18 protein-coding genes are annotated in these 19,750 nt (G+C 46.1%); 3 read left to right on the top strand and 15 right to left on the bottom strand.

Annotation, left to right across the window (positions count from 1 at the left end; genetic code table 11):
- Window positions 1–29: 29 nt before the first annotated feature.
- The 8 genes from QUA71_RS00640 to hisH all read right to left on the bottom strand — a co-directional run bounded on the left by QUA71_RS00640 (window position 30) and on the right by hisH (window position 7,606).
- Window positions 30–209 (bottom strand): hypothetical protein, encoded by a 180-nt coding sequence (locus QUA71_RS00640; protein ID WP_190738631.1) that lies wholly within the window; start codon window positions 207–209, stop codon window positions 30–32.
- Complete coding sequence (locus QUA71_RS00635; RefSeq protein ID WP_006635155.1) at window positions 206–553, bottom strand: hypothetical protein; 348 nt, start codon at window positions 551–553, stop codon at window positions 206–208. Before QUA71_RS00635 ends, QUA71_RS00640 begins: the two co-directional genes overlap by 4 nt.
- A 43-nt stretch (window positions 554–596) precedes the next feature.
- Window positions 597–1,766, bottom strand: a complete 1,170-nt coding sequence (gene hpsO / locus QUA71_RS00630; RefSeq protein ID WP_333280945.1) for a hormogonium polysaccharide biosynthesis glycosyltransferase HpsO — start codon at window positions 1,764–1,766, stop codon at window positions 597–599.
- Between the two features lie 27 nt (window positions 1,767–1,793).
- Window positions 1,794–2,768 carry a hormogonium polysaccharide biosynthesis glycosyltransferase HpsN gene (gene hpsN / locus QUA71_RS00625; protein ID WP_333280943.1) on the bottom strand — a complete coding sequence of 325 codons (975 nt, stop codon included), beginning with the start codon at window positions 2,766–2,768 and terminating at the stop codon, window positions 1,794–1,796.
- A gap of 18 nt (window positions 2,769–2,786) precedes the next feature.
- The gene (locus tag QUA71_RS00620; protein ID WP_333280940.1) at window positions 2,787–4,412 is read right to left on the bottom strand and encodes a glycosyltransferase family 39 protein; all 1,626 of its coding nucleotides are present in this window, start codon (window positions 4,410–4,412) and stop codon (window positions 2,787–2,789) included.
- A 198-nt stretch (window positions 4,413–4,610) separates the two neighbouring features.
- A complete protein-coding gene (glmM, locus tag QUA71_RS00615) occupies window positions 4,611–6,071 on the bottom strand; it encodes a phosphoglucosamine mutase (protein WP_333280937.1) in 1,461 nt (486 codons plus the stop codon).
- Between the two features lie 256 nt (window positions 6,072–6,327).
- Window positions 6,328–6,870 carry a 16S rRNA (guanine(966)-N(2))-methyltransferase RsmD gene (rsmD, locus tag QUA71_RS00610; protein WP_333280934.1) on the bottom strand — a complete coding sequence of 181 codons (543 nt, stop codon included), beginning with the start codon at window positions 6,868–6,870 and terminating at the stop codon, window positions 6,328–6,330.
- Window positions 6,871–6,970: 100 nt separating this feature from the next.
- Entirely contained in the window at window positions 6,971–7,606 is a 636-nt protein-coding gene (hisH, locus tag QUA71_RS00605) for an imidazole glycerol phosphate synthase subunit HisH (RefSeq protein ID WP_333280931.1), read from the bottom strand.
- A gap of 46 nt (window positions 7,607–7,652) precedes the next feature.
- On the opposite strand from hisH, the gene QUA71_RS00600 reads away from it, so the two are divergent.
- The gene (locus QUA71_RS00600) at window positions 7,653–8,174 is read left to right on the top strand and encodes a pyroglutamyl-peptidase I family protein (RefSeq protein WP_333280928.1); all 522 of its coding nucleotides are present in this window, start codon (window positions 7,653–7,655) and stop codon (window positions 8,172–8,174) included.
- A gap of 113 nt (window positions 8,175–8,287) precedes the next feature.
- On the opposite strand, the gene QUA71_RS00595 is transcribed toward QUA71_RS00600, so the two are convergent.
- The 4 genes from QUA71_RS00595 to lgt form a co-directional block, all read right to left on the bottom strand.
- Window positions 8,288–8,770: a flavin reductase gene (locus QUA71_RS00595; protein WP_190659726.1), complete on the bottom strand. Its 483-nt coding sequence runs from the start codon at window positions 8,768–8,770 to the stop codon at window positions 8,288–8,290.
- 152 nt (window positions 8,771–8,922) lie between these two features.
- Complete coding sequence (locus tag QUA71_RS00590) at window positions 8,923–9,759, bottom strand: dienelactone hydrolase family protein (RefSeq protein ID WP_333280925.1); 837 nt, start codon at window positions 9,757–9,759, stop codon at window positions 8,923–8,925.
- 64 nt (window positions 9,760–9,823) lie between these two features.
- Window positions 9,824–10,639, bottom strand: coding sequence for a precorrin-4 C(11)-methyltransferase (cobM, locus tag QUA71_RS00585; RefSeq protein ID WP_333280922.1), 816 nt, complete (start codon window positions 10,637–10,639; stop codon window positions 9,824–9,826).
- Between the two features lie 120 nt (window positions 10,640–10,759).
- Window positions 10,760–11,653 carry a prolipoprotein diacylglyceryl transferase gene (gene lgt / locus QUA71_RS00580; protein WP_006635166.1) on the bottom strand — a complete coding sequence of 298 codons (894 nt, stop codon included), beginning with the start codon at window positions 11,651–11,653 and terminating at the stop codon, window positions 10,760–10,762.
- A gap of 361 nt (window positions 11,654–12,014) precedes the next feature.
- On the opposite strand from lgt, the gene rlmN reads away from it, so the two are divergent.
- Window positions 12,015–13,124 carry a 23S rRNA (adenine(2503)-C(2))-methyltransferase RlmN gene (rlmN, locus tag QUA71_RS00575; RefSeq protein WP_333280918.1) on the top strand — a complete coding sequence of 370 codons (1,110 nt, stop codon included), beginning with the start codon at window positions 12,015–12,017 and terminating at the stop codon, window positions 13,122–13,124.
- Window positions 13,125–13,652: 528 nt separating this feature from the next.
- Here the strand turns inward: rlmN and QUA71_RS00570 are convergent.
- Window positions 13,653–14,810 carry a Calx-beta domain-containing protein gene (locus tag QUA71_RS00570; protein ID WP_333281255.1) on the bottom strand — a complete coding sequence of 386 codons (1,158 nt, stop codon included), beginning with the start codon at window positions 14,808–14,810 and terminating at the stop codon, window positions 13,653–13,655.
- 166 nt (window positions 14,811–14,976) lie between these two features.
- Between QUA71_RS00570 and QUA71_RS00565 the strand changes: the two genes are divergently transcribed.
- Window positions 14,977–17,097 carry a cytochrome c peroxidase gene (locus QUA71_RS00565; protein ID WP_333280915.1) on the top strand — a complete coding sequence of 707 codons (2,121 nt, stop codon included), beginning with the start codon at window positions 14,977–14,979 and terminating at the stop codon, window positions 17,095–17,097.
- 504 nt (window positions 17,098–17,601) lie between these two features.
- Here the strand turns inward: QUA71_RS00565 and QUA71_RS00560 are convergent.
- Both QUA71_RS00560 and purN read right to left on the bottom strand, forming a co-directional pair.
- On the bottom strand, window positions 17,602–18,711 hold the full coding sequence (locus QUA71_RS00560) for a class I SAM-dependent methyltransferase (protein WP_333280912.1): 1,110 nt from the start codon (window positions 18,709–18,711) through the stop codon (window positions 17,602–17,604).
- Window positions 18,704–19,375: a phosphoribosylglycinamide formyltransferase gene (purN, locus tag QUA71_RS00555; protein ID WP_333280910.1), complete on the bottom strand. Its 672-nt coding sequence runs from the start codon at window positions 19,373–19,375 to the stop codon at window positions 18,704–18,706. The genes QUA71_RS00560 and purN overlap by 8 nt, the downstream gene beginning before the upstream one ends.
- Window positions 19,376–19,750 lie beyond the last annotated feature (375 nt).

The following is a 19,750-nucleotide window of genomic DNA, read 5'->3' as shown; positions in this document are numbered from 1 at the left end:
TCAAAATATCAACATCTCCCATGACAAATTTAATTATCTGGAAAAGGCTGCCCGTCTAGCTGTTCCGCTTCCTCTCTCTTTGTCGCTGTAATTTGGGTATTGTGAGCCATTGTCTTGGAAAATTCATACATTTCACTGGCTTTGGCTTCCGCAGCTTTCACAATTTCAAGGATTTCCAGGAGTTGGCTTTCATCTGGTAATTGTTTCATGGTAATGCTTCTAATCTCTCAATTACTTGGTCTATCATAATTCTCGCTTCAGGAGCCATACGTAGCAATGCTGCTAAATAATCTCCTGCTTTTTGAACATCTTCATCGGGCACACTAGCCATCAATACATTGCCCACAATGTGCTCTGCTTGTAAGCGAACACCTGATACGCAGAATTGAAAATTACTGATCGAAGAAAAGTATTGCATCAGTATTTCATTTTCTGGAAAAAGAGACATTGCTCTTCTAAGTGCAAAAAGTCCCTGGGTGGCTTGGCGTTCGGTCTCGTGTAGTACCTGGTAGAGTTCGTCAACCAAAGAGCGTAGGTCGGAAGGAATAGACATTTACTACAGCTTTTATTTAACACTTGCATTATACTGCTAAAAGTTACAACAATTCTTTGTAAAATTCCAACAACTGCTCAGCTAAAGCTTGATTGGTATAATTGCTCATCGCTCTCTGATAACCCCGATCGCCCAAATCAGCAGCCAACTGCCGCCGCTGCATCAATTGCTGCAAACACTCGCGCAAAACCCCTGCATTTCCCTCCGGGAATACTAACCCCGCATCGCCGATGACATGGGGAATTTCCCCGCAGTCGGAACCGATAACCGGAATTTTACAGGCCATCGCTTCAATTAAAACGTGACCGAATTGTTCTTTCCAGCCCACAGTGGTCAAAGTTTTGAATTTATAGCTCGTTTGCGAGGGCAATACCAAACAGTTCATTAAGTTAATGTAGGGGGGAATCTCTTCGTGGGAAACGCTTTCTACCCAGATTATTCGATCGCTGATTCCCCATTCAATACATTTTTCTGCGAGGCGCGTTCGCAATTTTCCTTGTCCTACTAACAGCCACTTCCAAGGGATTTTTTTCAACCCTGCCAAAGCTTCAGCTAAAGTCAACAGTCCTTTTTCTTCTACAAATCGCCCTACAAATCCTACCACAAAATCGGTCGGCTCAATGCCGAACCTGCGCGAGAAATCAGCGTCTTTACCCGTGCGGCGAAACAAAGTTTCATCTACTCCGAGTTGTGGCATTACTTTTACCGCACCTTGATAGCCCCGCTGCCGCAAAATTTTAGCCCCATCTAAGTTGCCTGCAATAATTCCGTCGGTGTGCTGAAGATTGTAATTTTCTAAAAGTGAAACAGGCCAATTCAATTGATAAGGCAGATTCCACCAAGTAAATAGTATATTTTTTGCTTTTAATTTGAGAAGTTTATTTAATAAAATTAATTGAGCGCAAGCAAGGGATTTTGAACCTTGTTCAACTTGGATTATCTGGGGTCTAAAGTTTTGCAAAACTTTAATTAAATCAAAACCAAAGGTTAGCAATCCTTGATTGTTTTGACTAAAGTTAGACACGGGAATTACTTTAAAGGAACCCTTTTGATAAAATTCCGTTTCTATAATTTTATTTTGAACCCCTCCGGGTTTCCAACGCTGCGGCACTACAACTGTTACTTCAATATCGGGTTCTAGGTTGGCTAATATCTTGAATTTTTCCCGGTTAATGTCCACAATATAGGTGTGACTGGCAACGAGAATTCTCATTTAGGGGAAGGGGGAAGGAATAGGGAATTATTGAGCGTTAATGTTGTCTTGATGGCTGTAAATTTGTCCATCATTCCACAGAGATTGAATTACTGTATTTATAGCACTGAGAAAACCCAAGATATAAAAAGCAAATCTAGTTATAATTTTAATGGGCGAGTGGCTTTTATAACAAGGCGGATTTCCCAAAACGTGGCAGTCAAAGAGTTTGGCAAAAAATCGCAGGCATTGAAAAGCTGTTAAATTTTTCAATCCCATTAGAAAGTGATTGTGATAAAATGTGATTTGATATTCGATCGATCGCGTGCTGACATCGTGACACCCGCCACTCTCTTCCCCCAAGTGAACTAAACACGCATTGGGATCGTACCAAATTTTCAGGCCAGTCGATCGCAATCTCAAACAAAAATCCGACTCCTCCCGCACCGCACTCCCTGCAAACCGCTCGTCAAACCTCAGCCCCCATTCAGCAAAAACCTGCCTGCGAAATGACATATTGCAGCCTCTAGCCGAGAGCACCTGCTGCGGTTTTACTGTATGCACCAAATCGATAAAATACCAGGCAATGCCCGCATCCATCGCTTCTGAGGGCAAATATTCGATCGCCAAATCGCCTCCCGAATTATCCAGTTTCATTCTGTCAAAAACCCGGCCCGCCACACATCCCACATCCGGTTTTTCTAAATAGTTGTCAGCGTGAGCCGCCAAAAAACCATCTGGCAATTGTACATCATCATCAATAAATAAAATAATCTCTCCACCTGCGCGGCGCACTGCATAATTTCGAGCGGCAGGCAAACTTGCCCAATCTACCCGAAACCACCGAATTTTGCCAGCATTTGCCAATTCCTCTAAATAAACTTGAGTTTCCGACTCGTGGGTGCGAGTTTGATCGATTACCAACACTTCAAACTTCGGGTAATTTTGCCGAAGCGCATCAGCCAATGTCTCTCGCAGAGGTTGCTCGCGGTTGTAGGTGGGTATCACAACAGAAATCATCATGTGCAGTTGCCACTTTCCTTATTTCTCTACACGCCAAAGCCAGACATCACCCGGTTTGTAAATTGGTGTGATTTTATATTTTTGCACTTTTTCTAGTTCAAATTGCAATGATTCTGTAGCTCGGTAGAGAAATACATCGCTAAAACCATCAGAAATTTTTACTTGTTCGGGTTTAACTGCCAGCAAAAGCTGTACTTGCGCCTTCAGGAGATAGCTGACCGACAGTATTTTTCCTGTGAGGTTGTTGCCTCCGTGACTGATTACTAAAGGTTTTTTCGCTTGATTGACAATCGCGGCTACTTGGGGATTATATTTAGTGCTAGAAGGATATTTGTTCCACCAAAGTTGTGACTGTGAGCTGACCCCACAAGAAACTATTCCACTCGATATTAGCGCTATTAAACCGAGCTGCCACAGTTTTTGTTGACGGGGATTGGTGGCGACTGCAATTTTAGCGGTGAATAGATAGGCAACAGCTATTTGGATTGCTAAAATATAGGGAACCAGATAGCGATCGGCAACGCCTCGCACTGCTATCAATACTATCGCTGTAATTCCGATCGCTGTCAATAGAAACAGCCAAACTCGTTTGGGAGTTGAGCGGCAGAGCGAGTATATTGAATGTGCGATCGCTAACAGCAATACGGCCACTACAATCAGTCGGATTAAATCTGTAGTCATATTGCTCGAAGCCAATTTGATGATTCCGCCCGCCCAATGCGTGTCGATAAACATTCGGCAGGTGATGAAAATTAAAGGCTTAAGTGAAGATATAAAAGACAGGGAAAGGCGGGGCAAGCCTACTGTTGCTTCGATTTTTGGCGCGTTCTCCAGTAATACCCAAATCCAAGGATCAAAAAGAATTAGTGCTATCGCGGCAGTTACTAAATAAGTAATTAATGTCTTGCCAAAACGCCAATTCTCCTTGATAATCACATAGATGCCGTGGGCGAATATTACTAAAAAAAATAATAAACTACAATACAGTCCTAAAGTCAGGGCGATCGCATAAATAAACCAAACAGCCTTGCTCAATTTAGAGATGGCGGGAGAAATTTGTAGGGCGATCGCCCGCAGCAGAATTGCATTCGACAGCAAGACGAGGACTGCAAACATCATGTAGGGTCTTGCCTCTTGCGCGTATAAGACGTGAAAGGGTGAAACAGCAACAATTGTAACAGCCATCCATCCCACAGACGCAGAGCGAAATAATTCCCAGCACAGCCAATAAATGCTGGGGAAAACTAACAAACTAATCAAAGCTGAAAGACTTCTGACAGTCGCCACTTGCGGGCCGAACAACTGCACCCAAAACCTGGCTAAAATAAAATACAACGGCGATAGTTGGGGTTCTTCTGTAGCTAAACCTTTAACAGTATCCCACCAAGTTTTTTCGGGATTTATCTGCTGGTATTTCCGCTGCAAATCTGCGACGCTAATTGTTTTGCCTTGAAAATCTTGCTGCACCATTTCCGTCCCAGTGTAGCCAGAAATTCGCAGCGAGGTGATAGATTCGTCGAACGAGTAGACTTTGCGATCCAGGTTAGTAAACCTAAACCATATCCCCGTTATTAATATGACGACAATTAAAAAATTTAACGAAATTAGATGCAGCCGCCCATTTTGAATTGATTTGGTGTTCATACAATCAGAAATGGGGAAATGAAGAAAGAAGGATTTAGTTATTTAGGAGAGAGGGAATAAGCAAGAGGTAATAAAGAATGAGAAAGTGGTTTCAATAGCCCCTATATTTATCTAGAGGCTTCTTCCTTCTTCCTCCTTCCTCCTTCCTTCTTCCTTCTTCCTTCTTCCTTCTTCCTTCAGATTAATTCCCCATTTCCATCAGATAGCTATGTGTTGCTGAACCGCTAAAACTAAATTTTCAGTCCAGAAATTAGCCAATTCGGCGCTAGCAGCTTCCACCATAACTCGGATTAGCGGTTCAGTGCCAGAAGCGCGAACCAAAACCCGTCCCTGTTCTCCCATTGCAGTTGTAGCACGTTCGATCGCCTTTTGCATTGCCTCGCACTCATGCCATTTCAGGCGTTTTTCGCGATCGTCCACCCGAATATTTCGCAGCAACTGCGGATAAGTTTGGAAACTGCCACTTACCAATTGTGCCAAAGATTGCCCGGACTGGCGCACCAGCGAAGCCAAATGCAAAGCTGTCAGCAAACCGTCGCCGCTGACACCGTAATGCGGACAAAGAATATGTCCAGACTGTTCGCCGCCCAACATTGCACCAGTGCGCTGCATTTCAGCGTGAACGTACTGATCTCCCACGTCGGTTCTAGTTAGTTTGCCCCCCAATTCTTCCCAAGCTCGCTCGAAGCCGAGGTTAGCCATTACAGTAGAAATAATTAAATTGGATGGTAACTGTTGGGAGTCGCGCAACTGTCGGCCCCACAGATAAAGAATGTAATCGCCGTCAATCGTTCGACCTTGGTTGTCAACACACAAAACTCGATCGGCATCGCCGTCAAAAGCAAATCCCAAATCAGCATTGTGTTCCAAAACTGCCGCTTGCAAACTGTCGAGATGAGTAGAACCGCAGTTAACATTAATACGATCGCCATCCGGAGAGTCGTGCAAACAGATCACATCCGCCCCCATTTGCGCGAACACCTGCGGCCCCAAACCCGCAGCCGCCCCCCAAGCCAGATCCAAAACTATCCGCATTCCCTCCAAATTCATCTGTTGCAGCGAATCACAGAGCGAAGTGGCATAATCTTTCACCAACTCAGAGCGATGGTAGTGGTGTCCCCAACCCAAGCTAGCAACCGGAACCTTTGCCCCCCGGATTCCCGCTTCGATTTGTTCCTGCAACTGCTGCGACAGCTTCGAGCCGTTTGAGCCAAAAAATTTAATGCCGTTGTCTTCTGGGGGATTGTGAGAAGCCGAAATCATCACTCCGCCGACAGACTCCGAAACGCTTGCCAGGTAAGCAACGCAGGGAGTGGGACACAATCCCAAATTCCACACTTCCAAACCTGCGGCCGTCAAACCTGCTGACAGAGCCATTGCCAGCATATCGCTGGAATTCCTGCTGTCTTGCCCCAAAATCACAGGCCCCTGGTTGGGGGAATGTTGCCGTAGAACTTGTCCAGCCCAGAAGCCCACTTGCAGGGCTAGGGGTGCATTCAGCAATTCTCCAACTTTCCCGCGAATGCCGTCTGTGCCGAAGAGTTTGGTATTTGGCAGGGAGAGGCTATTTCCCAGCAGAATCGTATCCAGTTTGGCTGGCTGTACCGAGTTAACAGCCGGAAACTCGCTGCCACGAGGGCGCGAAGGTGTCTGAACCATATTCACTCCTTTAGGAATATTCACACTCACACTTTGGGTTCATGTTACAACTGAAAGTCTTTATTTTCAGCGTAAACTCCATTTATTTCGTCGATTGCTTAAGCAACTTGCTTTGACAACCTACGCACAAAGCTTAACTTCATCGGAAAAATTTGTATTGTACCCAAGGGAAAAACTTGGAGTCCCGGGCGCGCCAACGCCATGAAACCCGGTTTCTTTTTGCGTCGAGTAGTGACGCTGCTGCTGTTTGAGCCTGTCAGCAACTGCGTGTGTAGAAGGTTAATGCTGTATTGCCGTATACTTTGTGGCGGCAAATTTCTAGGCCGGAAATCGCTTGTGCCGATCGATCCGGGCTGTGCTCGATCGCGATTTCGCCGTTTGGTGCTAGCATTTCTTGGCTGGCGATCGTGTTTAACACAGGTTCGTACAAGTCACTGGCGTAGGGCGGATCGAAGTAAATGCGATCGAACTGCTGCCCCGCTAGTGTTGCCAACTTCGCCGTCGCGTTTCCCCGCAGTATTTGGAATGTTTGGGACGAGTCTGCTACTTGCTCCCAGTTTTCGCGGATAATCGCACAAGCTTTCGCCGACTGTTCGATGCCAGTGACACTCGCGGCTTGACGACACAAAGCTTCTGCACCCATCGAACCGCTGCCGGTACAAATGTCAAGCCATCTGCAATCTGCGATCGTCCCTTGCCAAATATTAAATAAAGCTTCTCTGACTCGCGAAGGTGTAGGGCGAGTTGCGAGTCCCGGCAGAGTTTTTATTTGGCGGTTGCCACAGATTCTCAGGCTCATTTAGGAAGAAGGAAGAAGGAAGAGGGAAGAAGGAAGAAGACTTTTAAAAATGTCAAACCCGGTTTCGGCAATATACCGGGTTTTTTAAGATTCATGCCACCTAAGCCGGTACTTTTGCCCTTACCAGACTGACAAAATTTGACAGCATTTGCAATCCCGTACTCGAAGACTTTTCCGGGTGAAATTGCACGGCCATCAGATTATCTTTAGCTATAGCAGCCGTCACATTTTGACTACCGTGAGTCACCATTGCCGATCGCACTTCCCAATCAACAGGATCGACATAATAAGAATGCACGAAATAAACCCAAGGATCAGACGGTAAATTTTGCCACAGTGGCAAATTCTGCTGAGTAAGTTCCAATTGATTCCATCCCATATGCGGAATTGTCAAACCCGGTTCCGAGCGAAATCGGCGCACTTTTCCCGCAATAACGCCCAATCCCGGTTCTACACCTTCTTCGGAACTTTCAAACAGAATTTGCAAACCCAAACAAATGCCTAAAAAAGGTTTTCCCGAGGCGATCGCCCTTTTTATCGGTTCTATCAAATTGCGCGATCTTAAATTCTGCATTGCCGGGTCAAACGAACCAACTCCCGGCAAAACCACCGCATCAGCCTGCTCGATTATAGCAGGGGAATCTGTAATTTTTGGCACTGCACCCACATTTTCCAAGCCTTTACAGACTGAGTGCAGATTGCCCATGTCATAGTCTACTACTGCAATGACAGACATTGACTTACTTGCCTTATATTATCAATATCAGTATTATTGCACAAATATGACGGCCAAAATCCTGCTAACCTCATTTGATACTTGGCTTCCCCATCAGCAATCCAACTCTTCGGACGACTTATTAGCAAAGATTTCCCAAATCAAATCTTTGCCTAATTCCCTGACTTTTTTGAGGAAACTGCCAGTAGATTTTCAGCTAGCACCTAATTTAGCGATCGCCAAAATCAACCAACTCCAACCCGATACTATTATCTGCTGCGGCATGGCCGAAAGCAGGCAAAAATTAACCGTAGAATCTTGCGCTTGTTGCGATAGCGACATTCGGAAAACCGCAGTTAATCTGGAACCGCTAGTCGCTGATTTAGCTGCCACAGAAATCAGTCACGAAGCCGGAAAATTTGTATGCGAAGCCCTATATTATGCGGTTTTAAAACATATTTGCGATTCTCAAATACCCGCTAAATGTATTTTCGTCCACGTACCAATTTTAACTCCAGACAACGCTGACAGAATTGTCGCCGATTTTTTATTAGTTATGCGACGCCTAACTCTCGCAAGTAATAAATAGGTCGCTCTAATTCAACTTAAAAATTTGTTTAGTATTCAGAAACCCGGACTTTTAAAGAAACCGGGTTTCTCAGTGTTAGTTTTTTTTACTAACAACTGCCAACTGCCAAGTCTTTAGCCGCCGTAATTCCAACCCGTGCTTTCTAGCAGCAACGGATTGCCTTCTCGGTGGACGCCTGCAGCCACAACTTCTCCCACATAAACCGTGTGATCCCCGTGTTCCACAGCACCGACAACTTTGCACTCGACGTAACCCAGAGAATCCGAGATAATCGGACAACCAGTTTCCGCGCCGGGATAAAATTCTACATCCTCAAATTTATTGCCAACGCGGCGCTGCTGCTTGAAGAATTTCTGGGCTAACTCTTTTTGCCCTGCTTCTAGGAAACTCAAAGCAAAGACACCGCTGGCTTTGATCATGCCGTGGGATTTGGAGTCTTGCTTGACGCAGTTGACAACTAAGGGAGGGGTAAAGGAAGATTGCATCACCCAGCTAGCGGTGAAACCGTTGACTTCCTCCCCGTCTTTGACACCGCAGATGTACAATCCGTGAGGGATTTTCCGCAAGATGGTCTTTTTAGCTTGTTCGTCTAGCACGGGCTTACCTGTTCGATCGATAATTCTACACCGCCCAGTTTACCAATGTTGGGCCCACAAACTTACCTGTCTTAAGGGCTATTCGCTAATATTGACTTTTTCAATCCCAAACTTGACACCTGTTGTAAGTCAAAGTTAACAACTCACAACTATTAAGAAACTCCATACTTTTTAAACCAATCTTGCATCCGTTTCCAAGCATCCTCAGCTTCTTTTTCCCGGTAAGTGGGGCGATAGTCGGCGTTAAAACCGTGCGGCGCATCTGGATAAAGCACAATTTCGGAACCGCTGCTGCCAGTTTTGAGAACTTCCTGCATTTTCTCGACTGTATCGTTGGGAATTGACTGGTCTTTGCCACCGTAAAGACCCAATACGGGCACTTTCAAAGTTGCTGCAATGTCTATTGGCTGTTTGGGAGTTAAATCCGTAGAATTGCCCACCACACGCCCGTACCAAGCAACTCCCGCTGTGACTTTAGGGTTGTGGGAAGAGTAGAGCCAAACAATTCTGCCACCCCAGCAAAATCCTGTAATTCCCAACTTATTAGTATTGCCTTTTCCTGACTTTTGTGCCCACTCTACGGTAGCATCTAAATCAGACATAACTTGAGCGTCAGGAACTTTCGAGACAACTTTACTAATAATTTCTTGAACCTCGGTGAGTTTAGAAACATCACCTTGACGGGCAAACATTTCTGGGGCGATCGCTAAATAACCTAATTTTGCAAAACGGCGACAAATATCTTGAAGGTGGGCGTGAACTCCGAAGATTTCTTGAATTACTAAAATTACTGGAAAATTGCTGCCGCTGGCTGGCATTGCTCTGTAGGCTGGAATTGAGCCGTCTTTTACCGGAATTTTTACCTCACCTGCAACTAAACCAGCAGCATCGGTATTGATAACGGCAGCCGCAATAGGATGAACTGCTAAGGCAAATCCGGCGCTTAATGCGGTGACAGTGATAAATTGTCTGCGAGTTAAATCAGTCATGGCGATTTTAGATTTTAGATTTTAGATTGGGGAATTGAGAATTGGTAATTGGTAATTGGTTATTTCATAATTGCTCCTTCTTCCCTCTTCCTTCTTCCTTCGATGCTCGGAAAAGCCGATCGTGCTCTGGATGGTACAAGCGCGATCGCGCTTCTGCTGATTTTCCCAACGCCGGACTAATCACATACATTGTCGTTCTGATCAAATTATTTTCGCGCGTAGCAACGGCCATTTTGTCAAGGGGAACAAGCACAATTTTTTCATCCGGCCAGCCCAACCGATAACAAATCGCTACAGGTAAATCCGATGGGTAATGTTCCATCAATTTAGCTTGAGCTTGTTCGACATGGCGGGCGCTCAAATACAGACACAAACTCGCTTGATGAGCCGCTAAACTCGCCAATTCTTCGCGTTCCGGTACTTCTGTTCTGCCGCTAATTCGCGTCAAAATAATTGTCTGCACAACTCCCGGGACTGTCAACTCAATTTTAAGTTTAGCTGCGGCAAGTTGGAAAGCGCTAATTCCCGGGATTACCTCAAAAGCAATTCCCTCGGAAGCCAAAGCTTGCATTTGTTCGCCGACAGCCCCGTAGAGACAGGGATCGCCCGAATGGAGGCGGACGACGCTTTTTCCGCCGCGCACTCGTTCCACCATCAAAGGTACAATCTCTTCGAGGGTCTTATCCGCAGTTTGGATCACTTCAGCATCCGCGCGCACCCCCTGCAAAATTTGCTCTGGGACTAAGGAATCCGCAAATAATATGACATCAGCCGCAGCCAGTAATTTTTGAGCCTTAACAGTCAACAAATCCGGGTCTCCCGGGCCTGCACCTACAATGTATACCCTTGGAATTAAGGCTTCAATCTCTGTCAAACTCATTGCTGCTAAAAAATTTGCTAAATTTACGGACTCTTCCGGATGCACCTATTTTGCTTGGAAGTAAGGGATGGTAGATGCACCCTGGTTTTGAACCCTAGAGACTAACCTCTCTGGGGTTTTTTATTGATCCTCTGGGGATTTATGAGTGATATTTGCCCGATCGCTATTTGGGGAGACAACATCGGGCAAAGGTCGATCGAGCAAATAAAGCCAAGCTAACCCACCCAAGCCTAAAACAATCCCAGTCAAGCTTACCATTTGTGCCGTCCGCAGCGGCCCCAACATCAAACTATCAGTCCGCAACCCTTCAATCCAGACTCGACCGGAACTGTAAGCTGCGATATAAACCAAAAATAAAGCACCAGTTTTCAAGCGAATTTTGCCCTGCAAATCTCGGAAAAATAAAGTCAGAAGCAACCCAAATACTGTCAAATTCCACAGAGATTCGTAGAGAAATGTGGGGTGGAAGTATTCAAAATTAGCGTAGGCGGGCGGGCGGCTGTTTGGCGGAATATAGAGTTTCCAAGGCAAATCCGTAGGACTGCCAAAAGCTTCCGAGTTAAAGAAATTTCCCCAGCGTCCGATCGCCTGACCGAGAATTGCCGAGGGCGCGATTAAATCTGCCAATTGCCAAAAAGAAACTCGCTGGATTTTCGCAAAAATTAAAGCTGCGATCGTGCCGCCCAAAATCGCCCCGTGAATGGCAATTCCGCCTTTCCAAATCGCAATAATATCTTCAGGCCTCTGGGCGTATTGCTGCCACTCGAAAGCCACGTAATAAATTCGAGCGCAGGGAATAGCGCCCAGAACCAGCCAAATTGCCAAATCACCCAATAATTCCGGGTTGACGCGGCGTTTTTGGGCCAAGTATTGGGACAGACTGACCCCAATCAAGACGGCAGAAGCTATCAACAGCCCGTACCAGCGGATGGCTACGGGGCCAAGTTGAAAGATAATTGGGCCGGGCGATGTAAATTGAAACGCTAAGGGCAGCGCAAGAATATTTAGCACCATAAAAGTTGCATTAATTGTGATGGAAAGCTGTCAAATTTGCATACCCTTTAACAAACTCCAGAGTTTATTTTAGGTGGCTGCGGTCATTTACACGCAATATTTGGGGAATTTTACCAAAAATTAACTGGATTCTTGATTGTGCAGATTTCTGTCTTGAGTTTTCTTTGTGAGTCCACAATAAGAGCCCCCTAACCCCCTTTTTTAAAGGGGGGAACCGGATTATTCTTAAAGTCTCTCTGATTAAGGGGGATTGAGGGCGATCGAGATTCCGCCTTCTGCATAAGTACCTTCAGGAGGATTAACGGCAGCTTTGGTCGAGAAGTTTTAAGATAGAGGGTGGCTTTAAATTTTCTGATGACCTATGTCTCCTACTTCCGTTTCTCAGGTGTACTCTTCTGGTAATTCCAAGGGTGCGAATCAGTCTCGCAAGACTGCTGCTTTGGCTGTTGAGTCGGGTAAAATTCCGCCCTTGCTGGGGGCCAGTTTAGCTGAGTTAACGGAGTGGGTGCAGCAGCAGGGACAACCGGCTTATCGCGGAAAGCAGTTGTACCAGTGGATTTATGAGAAAGGCGCGCGATCGATCTCTGATATTTCTGTATTCTCGAAACAGTGGCGCGAGACTGTTGCTAAAATTCCGATCGGGCGATCGACGATTCACTATCGATCGGTCACACCAGACGCCACCGTAAAATATCTCTTAAAATTGGCAGACGGTCAAATCATTGAAACAGTGGGCATTCCCACCGATAAACGGCTGACTGTGTGCGTCTCAGCCCAAGTTGGCTGCGCGATGGGCTGCGACTTTTGCGCTACCGGAAAAGGCGGTTTCAAGCGCAACTTAGAAAAACACGAAATCGTCGATCAAGTCTTGACAGTACAGCAAGATTTCGGCCGCCGAGTCAGCCACATCGTATTTATGGGAATGGGCGAACCCCTGCTGAATTTCGATAATGTTGTAGCTGCTGTCAAGTGTTTGAATCAAGACGTAGGAATTGGACAGCGAAATATCACCATTTCCACAGTAGGAATTCGCAATCGCATCAGCCAACTAGCCGAACATCAACTGCAAGTTACCCTCGCCGTCAGCCTCCACGCTTCCAATCAAAGATTGCGCGAAGAGTTAATTCCTAGCGCCCGCCCTTATCCTTTGGGTGAGTTAATCGCAGAATGTCGGGAATATGTGCGATCGACGGGGCGCAGATTAAGTTTTGAATACGTGCTTTTAGCAGGTGTGAATGACTTGCCGGAACACGCAGCCGAGTTAGCAACTCACTTGCGCGGTTTTCAGTGTCACGTCAATTTGATTCCTTACAATCCGATTCAGGAAGCTGAATATAAGCGACCGACTCCCAATCGAATTAACAGTTTTGTATCGGTTTTGAAGGAAAAGAAAATTGCAGTTAGCGTGCGGTATTCTCGCGGCTTAGAAGCAGATGCAGCCTGCGGACAGTTGCGGGCATCGGAGGTTTAGGATTGGATTTTAACCGCTAAAATTTGTTGTAGGGTGCGTCATTATTTCGCGTTATTTTCTCGATAATTGAGAAACTAGGTTCTGACGCACCTCATATCAAATCCGGTAGCATCAAAATTATAAAATCGACTCAACATTTAACAGTCAATCACCGCGTCAGTTTTTCGATTGAGGGTCGTACCGCCAACAGCCAACAGTCAACAATCATGTATGAGTGCAACCGGAATTGAGCTGACGCAAATCTTGCACCATTCTCAAGAACAGGCTAGGATGGCCTGTTCCACAAAGAGTAGATTTTATTGTGGGGTTGGCCCTCCTAGCCCGCCTATAAAAATCCTATTGAGAATGGTGCAATATCTCAGATGCACCCTACTACTGTGCTTAAACTGTTCGGAAATCGTTAACACCAATTAGCGAAGCGTTGACTCCAATTAAAGAGGCGATCGCAATTCTATTTACTTTTATCAAAGTATTGTTATTACTCTGACTAATTTCCAATTGATTAAAAGTCAAACCGCGAGACAATCCTCACACATTTTCGCCTTTAATAAAATCGGAAATAATATCAAGTCCGAGATTACTTGCGATCGCAAACGTGTCATTACCAATCCCGCCAATCAAGCTGTCCTCTCCTAAATCTCCGAACAATAAATCCTTGCCAGTACAACCGAGGATAGTGTCGTTGTTTCCCACCCCATAAATTGTATCATTTCCAGCACCGCCATCTATCAAATCATTATTCTCATTGCCACCGAGTAAATCATTGCCAGCATCGCCGCACAGGGAGTCATTTCCTGATTGTCCGAAAATAGAATCATTGCCTTGACTTCCGACTATGACATCGTTATCTTGGTCGCCGATGAGGATATCGTTGCCTTTGCCCCCATCAATAAAGTTGGCGCCTTCATTGCCATAAATGAAGTAATTGCCACCTTCACCGTTAATCGAATCGTTCCCATTATTTCCGAAGATGATATCGTCGCCTCCACCGCCTAGTACCAGGTCGTTACCTTGGCCGCCAATCAGGAAGTCATTGCCACGCTTTCCGTTGAGGAAATTTTTGCCTTCATTGCCCTTGAAAATGTCTGGGGTGTTGCCACCAATTAGGTTGTCGTTACCTGCTTTGGCATCGAATATATTGGGACTGTTGCTGCCCAAATAACCGTCATTTTTGGAAGTACCAATTAGGATGCCAGAATGGCAGTTGATAATATTATCGACTGGATTTGGTCGATCGAGGTTTGGTCGTTCAATGCGATCGCCAATGCAGTTTGGATCGGGTGCGGGCGTACCTGTAGGCGTTGGTGTGGGAGTTGGTGTGGGAGTTGGTGTGGGAGTTGGCGTTGTATCTACGAGCGTCAAAATCGCCGTATTTTGATTTCCCAAACTAGCATTATTTGTGGCATTTGTAAAACTGAGATTGACAGTTTCATTCCCTTCTACTAAGGTGTCCTGAGTGATGGGAATAGTGAAAATTTTGCTAGTTTCGCCAGAGAGAAAGTTTAACGTACCCGACGTAGCAGTGTAATCACTTCCAGCGGTGGCGCTACCGTCAGCAGTACCGTAACTCACAGAGGCGGAGACATTGGTTCCACCTGTATGATTAACTGCAATTGTTTGGGTTGTGCCGTTTTCATTAACGCTGTAAGCAGCGCTACCGAAATTAAAGCTTCCCGGTGCTACTATCTAAAGTTTACGATCAGAATGCTATTCAAGCATTTGAGGACTCAGTTTTGGACAAAGGAGTTTATGAGCCACACAAATAAGCAAAATGTTGAAAAATTTCATTTGGACGCATTTAACTAATCTCTTTCGGTTCGTAGCAAGGCTGCTTAAGCGAAGAAGCAACATTATGGCAATCGCTACAGTTGTCGCTGTTGCCATCTTAGCCGGACACACAGCATCGGCTCAAGTCGGTCCCAGACCGCCTAATCCACTGGCTTCGCTTAAAACCGTAGCAGTCCCTGAGCCACCAAACTTAGGAGAATTCGTCAAAGACAAACCGGCTGCAATTGCCTTAGGAAAAGCCCTGTTCTGGGATTTGCAGGTGGGCAGCAACGGCAACCAGTCTTGCGCCAGTTGCCACTTTCACGCTGGAGTTGATAATCGTGCTAAGAACCAGCTCAGCCCTGGGCTGTTGCAGGTAAATGCCAGCGGTGGGCCAAATCCAGACACTACCTTTAATGCAGGTAAGGGTCCCAACTCTGTGCTGCAGCCAGCGGACTTTCCGTTCCACAAGCTGGCAGACCCGAACAATCGCTTGTCGCAAGTTCTAGGTGACACGAACGATGTTGCAGGATCTCAAGGGGTAAGTCTGGCAAAATTCATCGATATTGTCCCTGGTAGTGCGGTGGATAAGGTAGAGGTTCAGCCAGATCCAATTTTTAACGTCCAGGGCACTAACGTGCGTCAGGTAACTGAGCGCAACACGCCCAGCACAATTAACGCTGTGTATAACTTCCGCAACTTTTGGGACGGACGCGCCCAAAACGAATTTAATGGTGTGAATCCGTTTGGGTCAAGAGACCCAGGTGCCTTTGTCCTGAAAGCACCCACAAAGCAATCCCCTCTGCAGCAGGTGAAAATTAGCCTGAAGAATTCATCGCTGGCGTCGCAGGCAGTGGGCCCACCGCTAAGCTCTGTGGAAGAATCCGCAACGGGTCGGGTATTTCCTGATATCGGGCAGAAGTTCGATCGGATTAAAGTCAAAAAGCTGCCTAGAGAGACAGGTAAAAAGCTCAAACAGCTACGGCCGCTTGGCCAACAGCTTGTGCATCCCGAAGACAGCGTTCTGGGCACCTTGAGCCGTTGGCCCCAGCCCGGACTCAAAGATAAAAGTTACGAAAACATGATTGAGGATGCGTTTAAACCAGAGTGGTGGGACTCGAAGCAAATCATCAAGGTTGATGCTAGAGGAACTCGGTCTTTCAAGCAGCCGCAGGGAGCGTTGGCAACCGATGAGTTTACACTGATGGACTACAACTTCTCATTGTTTTTCGGATTAGCGATTCAACTGTACGAGTCCACCTTGATTTCTAACGATTCACCTTTCGATCGATTTATGGAGGGAAACAGCAACGCGCTGACTGTACAGCAAAAGCAAGGCAAGGATCTGTTTGAAGGTAGAGCGGGGTGTGTCTTCTGTCACGGTGGGGCTGAAACGACCAACGCCTCCGTCAAAAATGTGGAGAATCAACGGGTCAGACGGATGAGGGTGGGAAATGGTGGACAAGCTGTCTATGACAATGCCTTCTACAATATTGCCGTTCGACCGACTGGGGAAGACTTGGGCGTGGGCGCCAATGATCCTTTCGGCAATCCCCTTTCAGAATCGCGGCTAGCTGCGCGAGGACTCTTTCCGTCATTACTAAATGCAACTCCAAATATACCCGTCGGTGCAGATGAGCGCATTACAGCAGACGGTGCATTCAAAACGCCTGGATTGCGGAATATTGAGTTGACGGCTCCCTACTTCCACAACGGTGGGCAACTCACTTTGCGACAGGTCGTTGATTTCTACAATCGAGGCGGGGATTTTGCTGAGAACAACATTGACAATCTCGATATTGGCATCCGCAACCTCAACCTCAGCGAGGAAGAGAAAACGTCTTTGGTCCTATTCATGGAATCTCTGACCGACGATCGCGTTCGCTATGAGCGTGCCCCGTTCGATCATCCACAACTGTTTATTACGAATGGGCATCCCGGAGATCAGAACGCCGTGACCAATGATGGCACAGGGCAAGCGACCATAACACTGCTAGAGTTGCCTGCGGTGGGTCGGAACGGGACTACTGTTCCTCAACCAAACTTCTTGGGCGTCTCCCCGGAGCGATCGACGACAACGATTACTCCGCAATCTACTCCGCCATCATCAAGGAATCCACTTGAGGGAAGCATTACTGAGGAAGACTGTCCACCAGGCTCAACACCTAAGTTTGTCAGCGGAGGATTTATGTGTGTCACTAAGTAATGATTTCTTGCGGTATTGAACACCGCTTTAAAGGGGATTACCAGGCGATTTTCGCGGTTGAAGCCTGAGAAAACCCATGCAGCGCGATCGTGAGATCTATGGCAATCCCCTTTGAGTCGTGAACTTAACCGTTAAAATCCCCAACTTCTTAAAGAGGTTGGGGATTTTGTATTCATCGCTTGAGTGTGGAGCCCCAACGAGCTTTGCACGAGGCACAAAGAGCTTGCTCAACTTTTCCGTACATGATTGTCAATGGTGATGCAAGGGTTTTGAGGCATTAGATCGCTATTTTTTTTGCACTCCCCCACCTTTTTTCGGTCAGACAACCCAACGCCGCGTCTCCTTTTTCACCTTATTCAGCAAGCCGTATATAAAATCCTGACCTTTAACAAAATTCAAGATAATATCAAATCCTCGGCCATTTCCCCGACAAAAGTATCCTCGCCCAAACCTCGGACAAATTTCGACAATTTTTACCTAAAAATTGAGCGAAAACAATAAACTCTACAAGCGTTTAACAAGTATCCACCGCAACTCTAACGGCGGTGTTTGTTGCACAGAAAATAAATCGCGCCCGCTAGCCCAACTGACAAACCAAGGTGTCGGCGGCCACGCAGAGTCAGGCAAATGTTTTTGTTCGTATTCAATCACAGATTCATCAGAAATAATTTCTAACGGCAAACCCTCTATTGCTGCTTGCAATTCTTGTCTGGTAATCAGATAAGACCAACACAATTCAGACATTTGTTTTGCCATCTCGTCGGGTTCGTACCCATCTACTGCTAAGAAAGCACTGAATAAGATAAACCCGCCACTTAAAACAGCATCGGACATTTTGCCGAGGAAAAGACGAATTTGTTCGGGGTAGCGGAAATGAGAGAGAACTTCGGTAGCAATGGCTAATTTGTACCGATAAGTTTTCATCCTCAATAATGGATCTAAAACGTCGCCTTGGGTGACATTTATCGGCAAGTTTTCGGCGGTTGCTGCAACTGATAGTTTTTCGGCAAATATCGGTGTTAGTTCGATCGCATCCACGGAATGACCTAACCTTGCTAAAGGCAAACTATTGCGCCCTGGCCCCGCACCGACATCTAAAATAGGTGCTTTTCCCGGTTCACCTAATTCGGCGGCAATGGCGATGACTTTGGCATCGGGATGGCTGCCGAATAAAGGTTCGGGCCGAATATCCGGCCAGCTATGATATTTCTGGGCCATCGATTCGACTTGAATCTTGGTATTCAGAGTAATGCCCCCGGCTAAACCGCTTTGGGAATTAGCGGGAAAATATGAGACTATTAGATTAGCGTGGGGGGAATTTTTGAATCCTTCTGCTAAGGCGTTGGCGATTAATGTTCGCAAGTTTTCGGCTTGGGCAGCGTCGATGTTTTGTCCGAGAATGTTTAAGAAGTCTGACAGTAATTTAAGATAGTCATCTAGCATCGATGGCAAGCAAGGCAGATAGAATTCTCCCTTGAGGCCGATGCTCCTTTTGAGCCTTTCTTTGAGAATTAATTTCAGGCGATTCGAGTCTGTCAGCGGCGGGCCTGTTTCGGGTGATTCGCTGACAGGGAATTCCGGGGAAGATGCGGCACTGGTGAGGTTTTTAGTCACAATATTTTCGATTAGATTCGGCAATAAGTGCGATCGCACCGAGCATAATCTTGTGCTCTTGCACCTGAATTCTCGCGTGCAGTGTTTCTGCAGTATCATCAGGCAATACCGGCACCGCAGCCTGCATTAAAATCGGCCCGCTGTCTACTTCTAAACGGGCGATATGCACAGTACAGCCGGTGATTTTAACCTTGGCAGCTAGTGCTTGCTCGACGGCGCGAATTCCTGGGAAACTCGGCAGTAAGCTGGGGTGAATGTTAATAACGCGATCGGGAAAAGCATCAAACAAAACTGTGGTAACAATTCGCATCCAACCCGCCATCACGACCCATTCTACATCATATTCTTGAAAAGTTTTGACAATTTTTGTATCTAATTCTTCGCGGCTTTTGCAGTCGCGGTGATTGAGCAGAATCGAGGGAATGCCGTATTTTTCTGCTCTAGCTGCGGCTTTGGCTTCGGGGTTGTTGTAAATTAATACTGGGATTTTAGCGTTGAGTTGTTGATTTTGGATGGCTTGGGCAATTACCTCGAAGTTGCTGCCGCTTCCTGATGCTAAAACTCCTAATTTTAATGGAGGATGGGCCGGAGCTATCGAACTTTTGCCAATCTCAGGAGAAATCAGGCAGGCATTGGAATTAACAGATACTGGATTAGCGGTCATTCGATTTTAGATTTTAGATTTGAGATTTTGGATTGACCCCACGGATAAATTCGGGGGCTTGAGGATTTTAGATTTGAGATTTGGGATTGATTCCACGGATAAATCCGGGGGCTTGTACCATCTAGAAATTCTTGGTCATAAAGATAAAAACTATTCTCTCGTTTTTTACACTACAGGTAAAGGGTCATTCGATTTTAGATTTTAGATTTGAGATTTTGGATTGACCCCACGGATAAATCCGGGGGCTTGTACCATCTAGAAATTCTTGGTCATAAAGATAAAAACTATTTACTCGTATTCTACTATAGAGGTAAAGGGTAAGGTGTGCTTCGGCGCACTCTACATGGAGATATTGCGTAAGTCCTAAGTATATTA

Source organism: Microcoleus sp. MON1_C5 (assembly GCF_036701875.1).
Lineage (GTDB): Bacteria > Cyanobacteriota > Cyanobacteriia > Cyanobacteriales > Microcoleaceae > Microcoleus.
The sequence above is the reverse complement of the archived record's forward strand: the minus strand, read 5'-3'. Positions and strand labels throughout refer to the sequence as shown.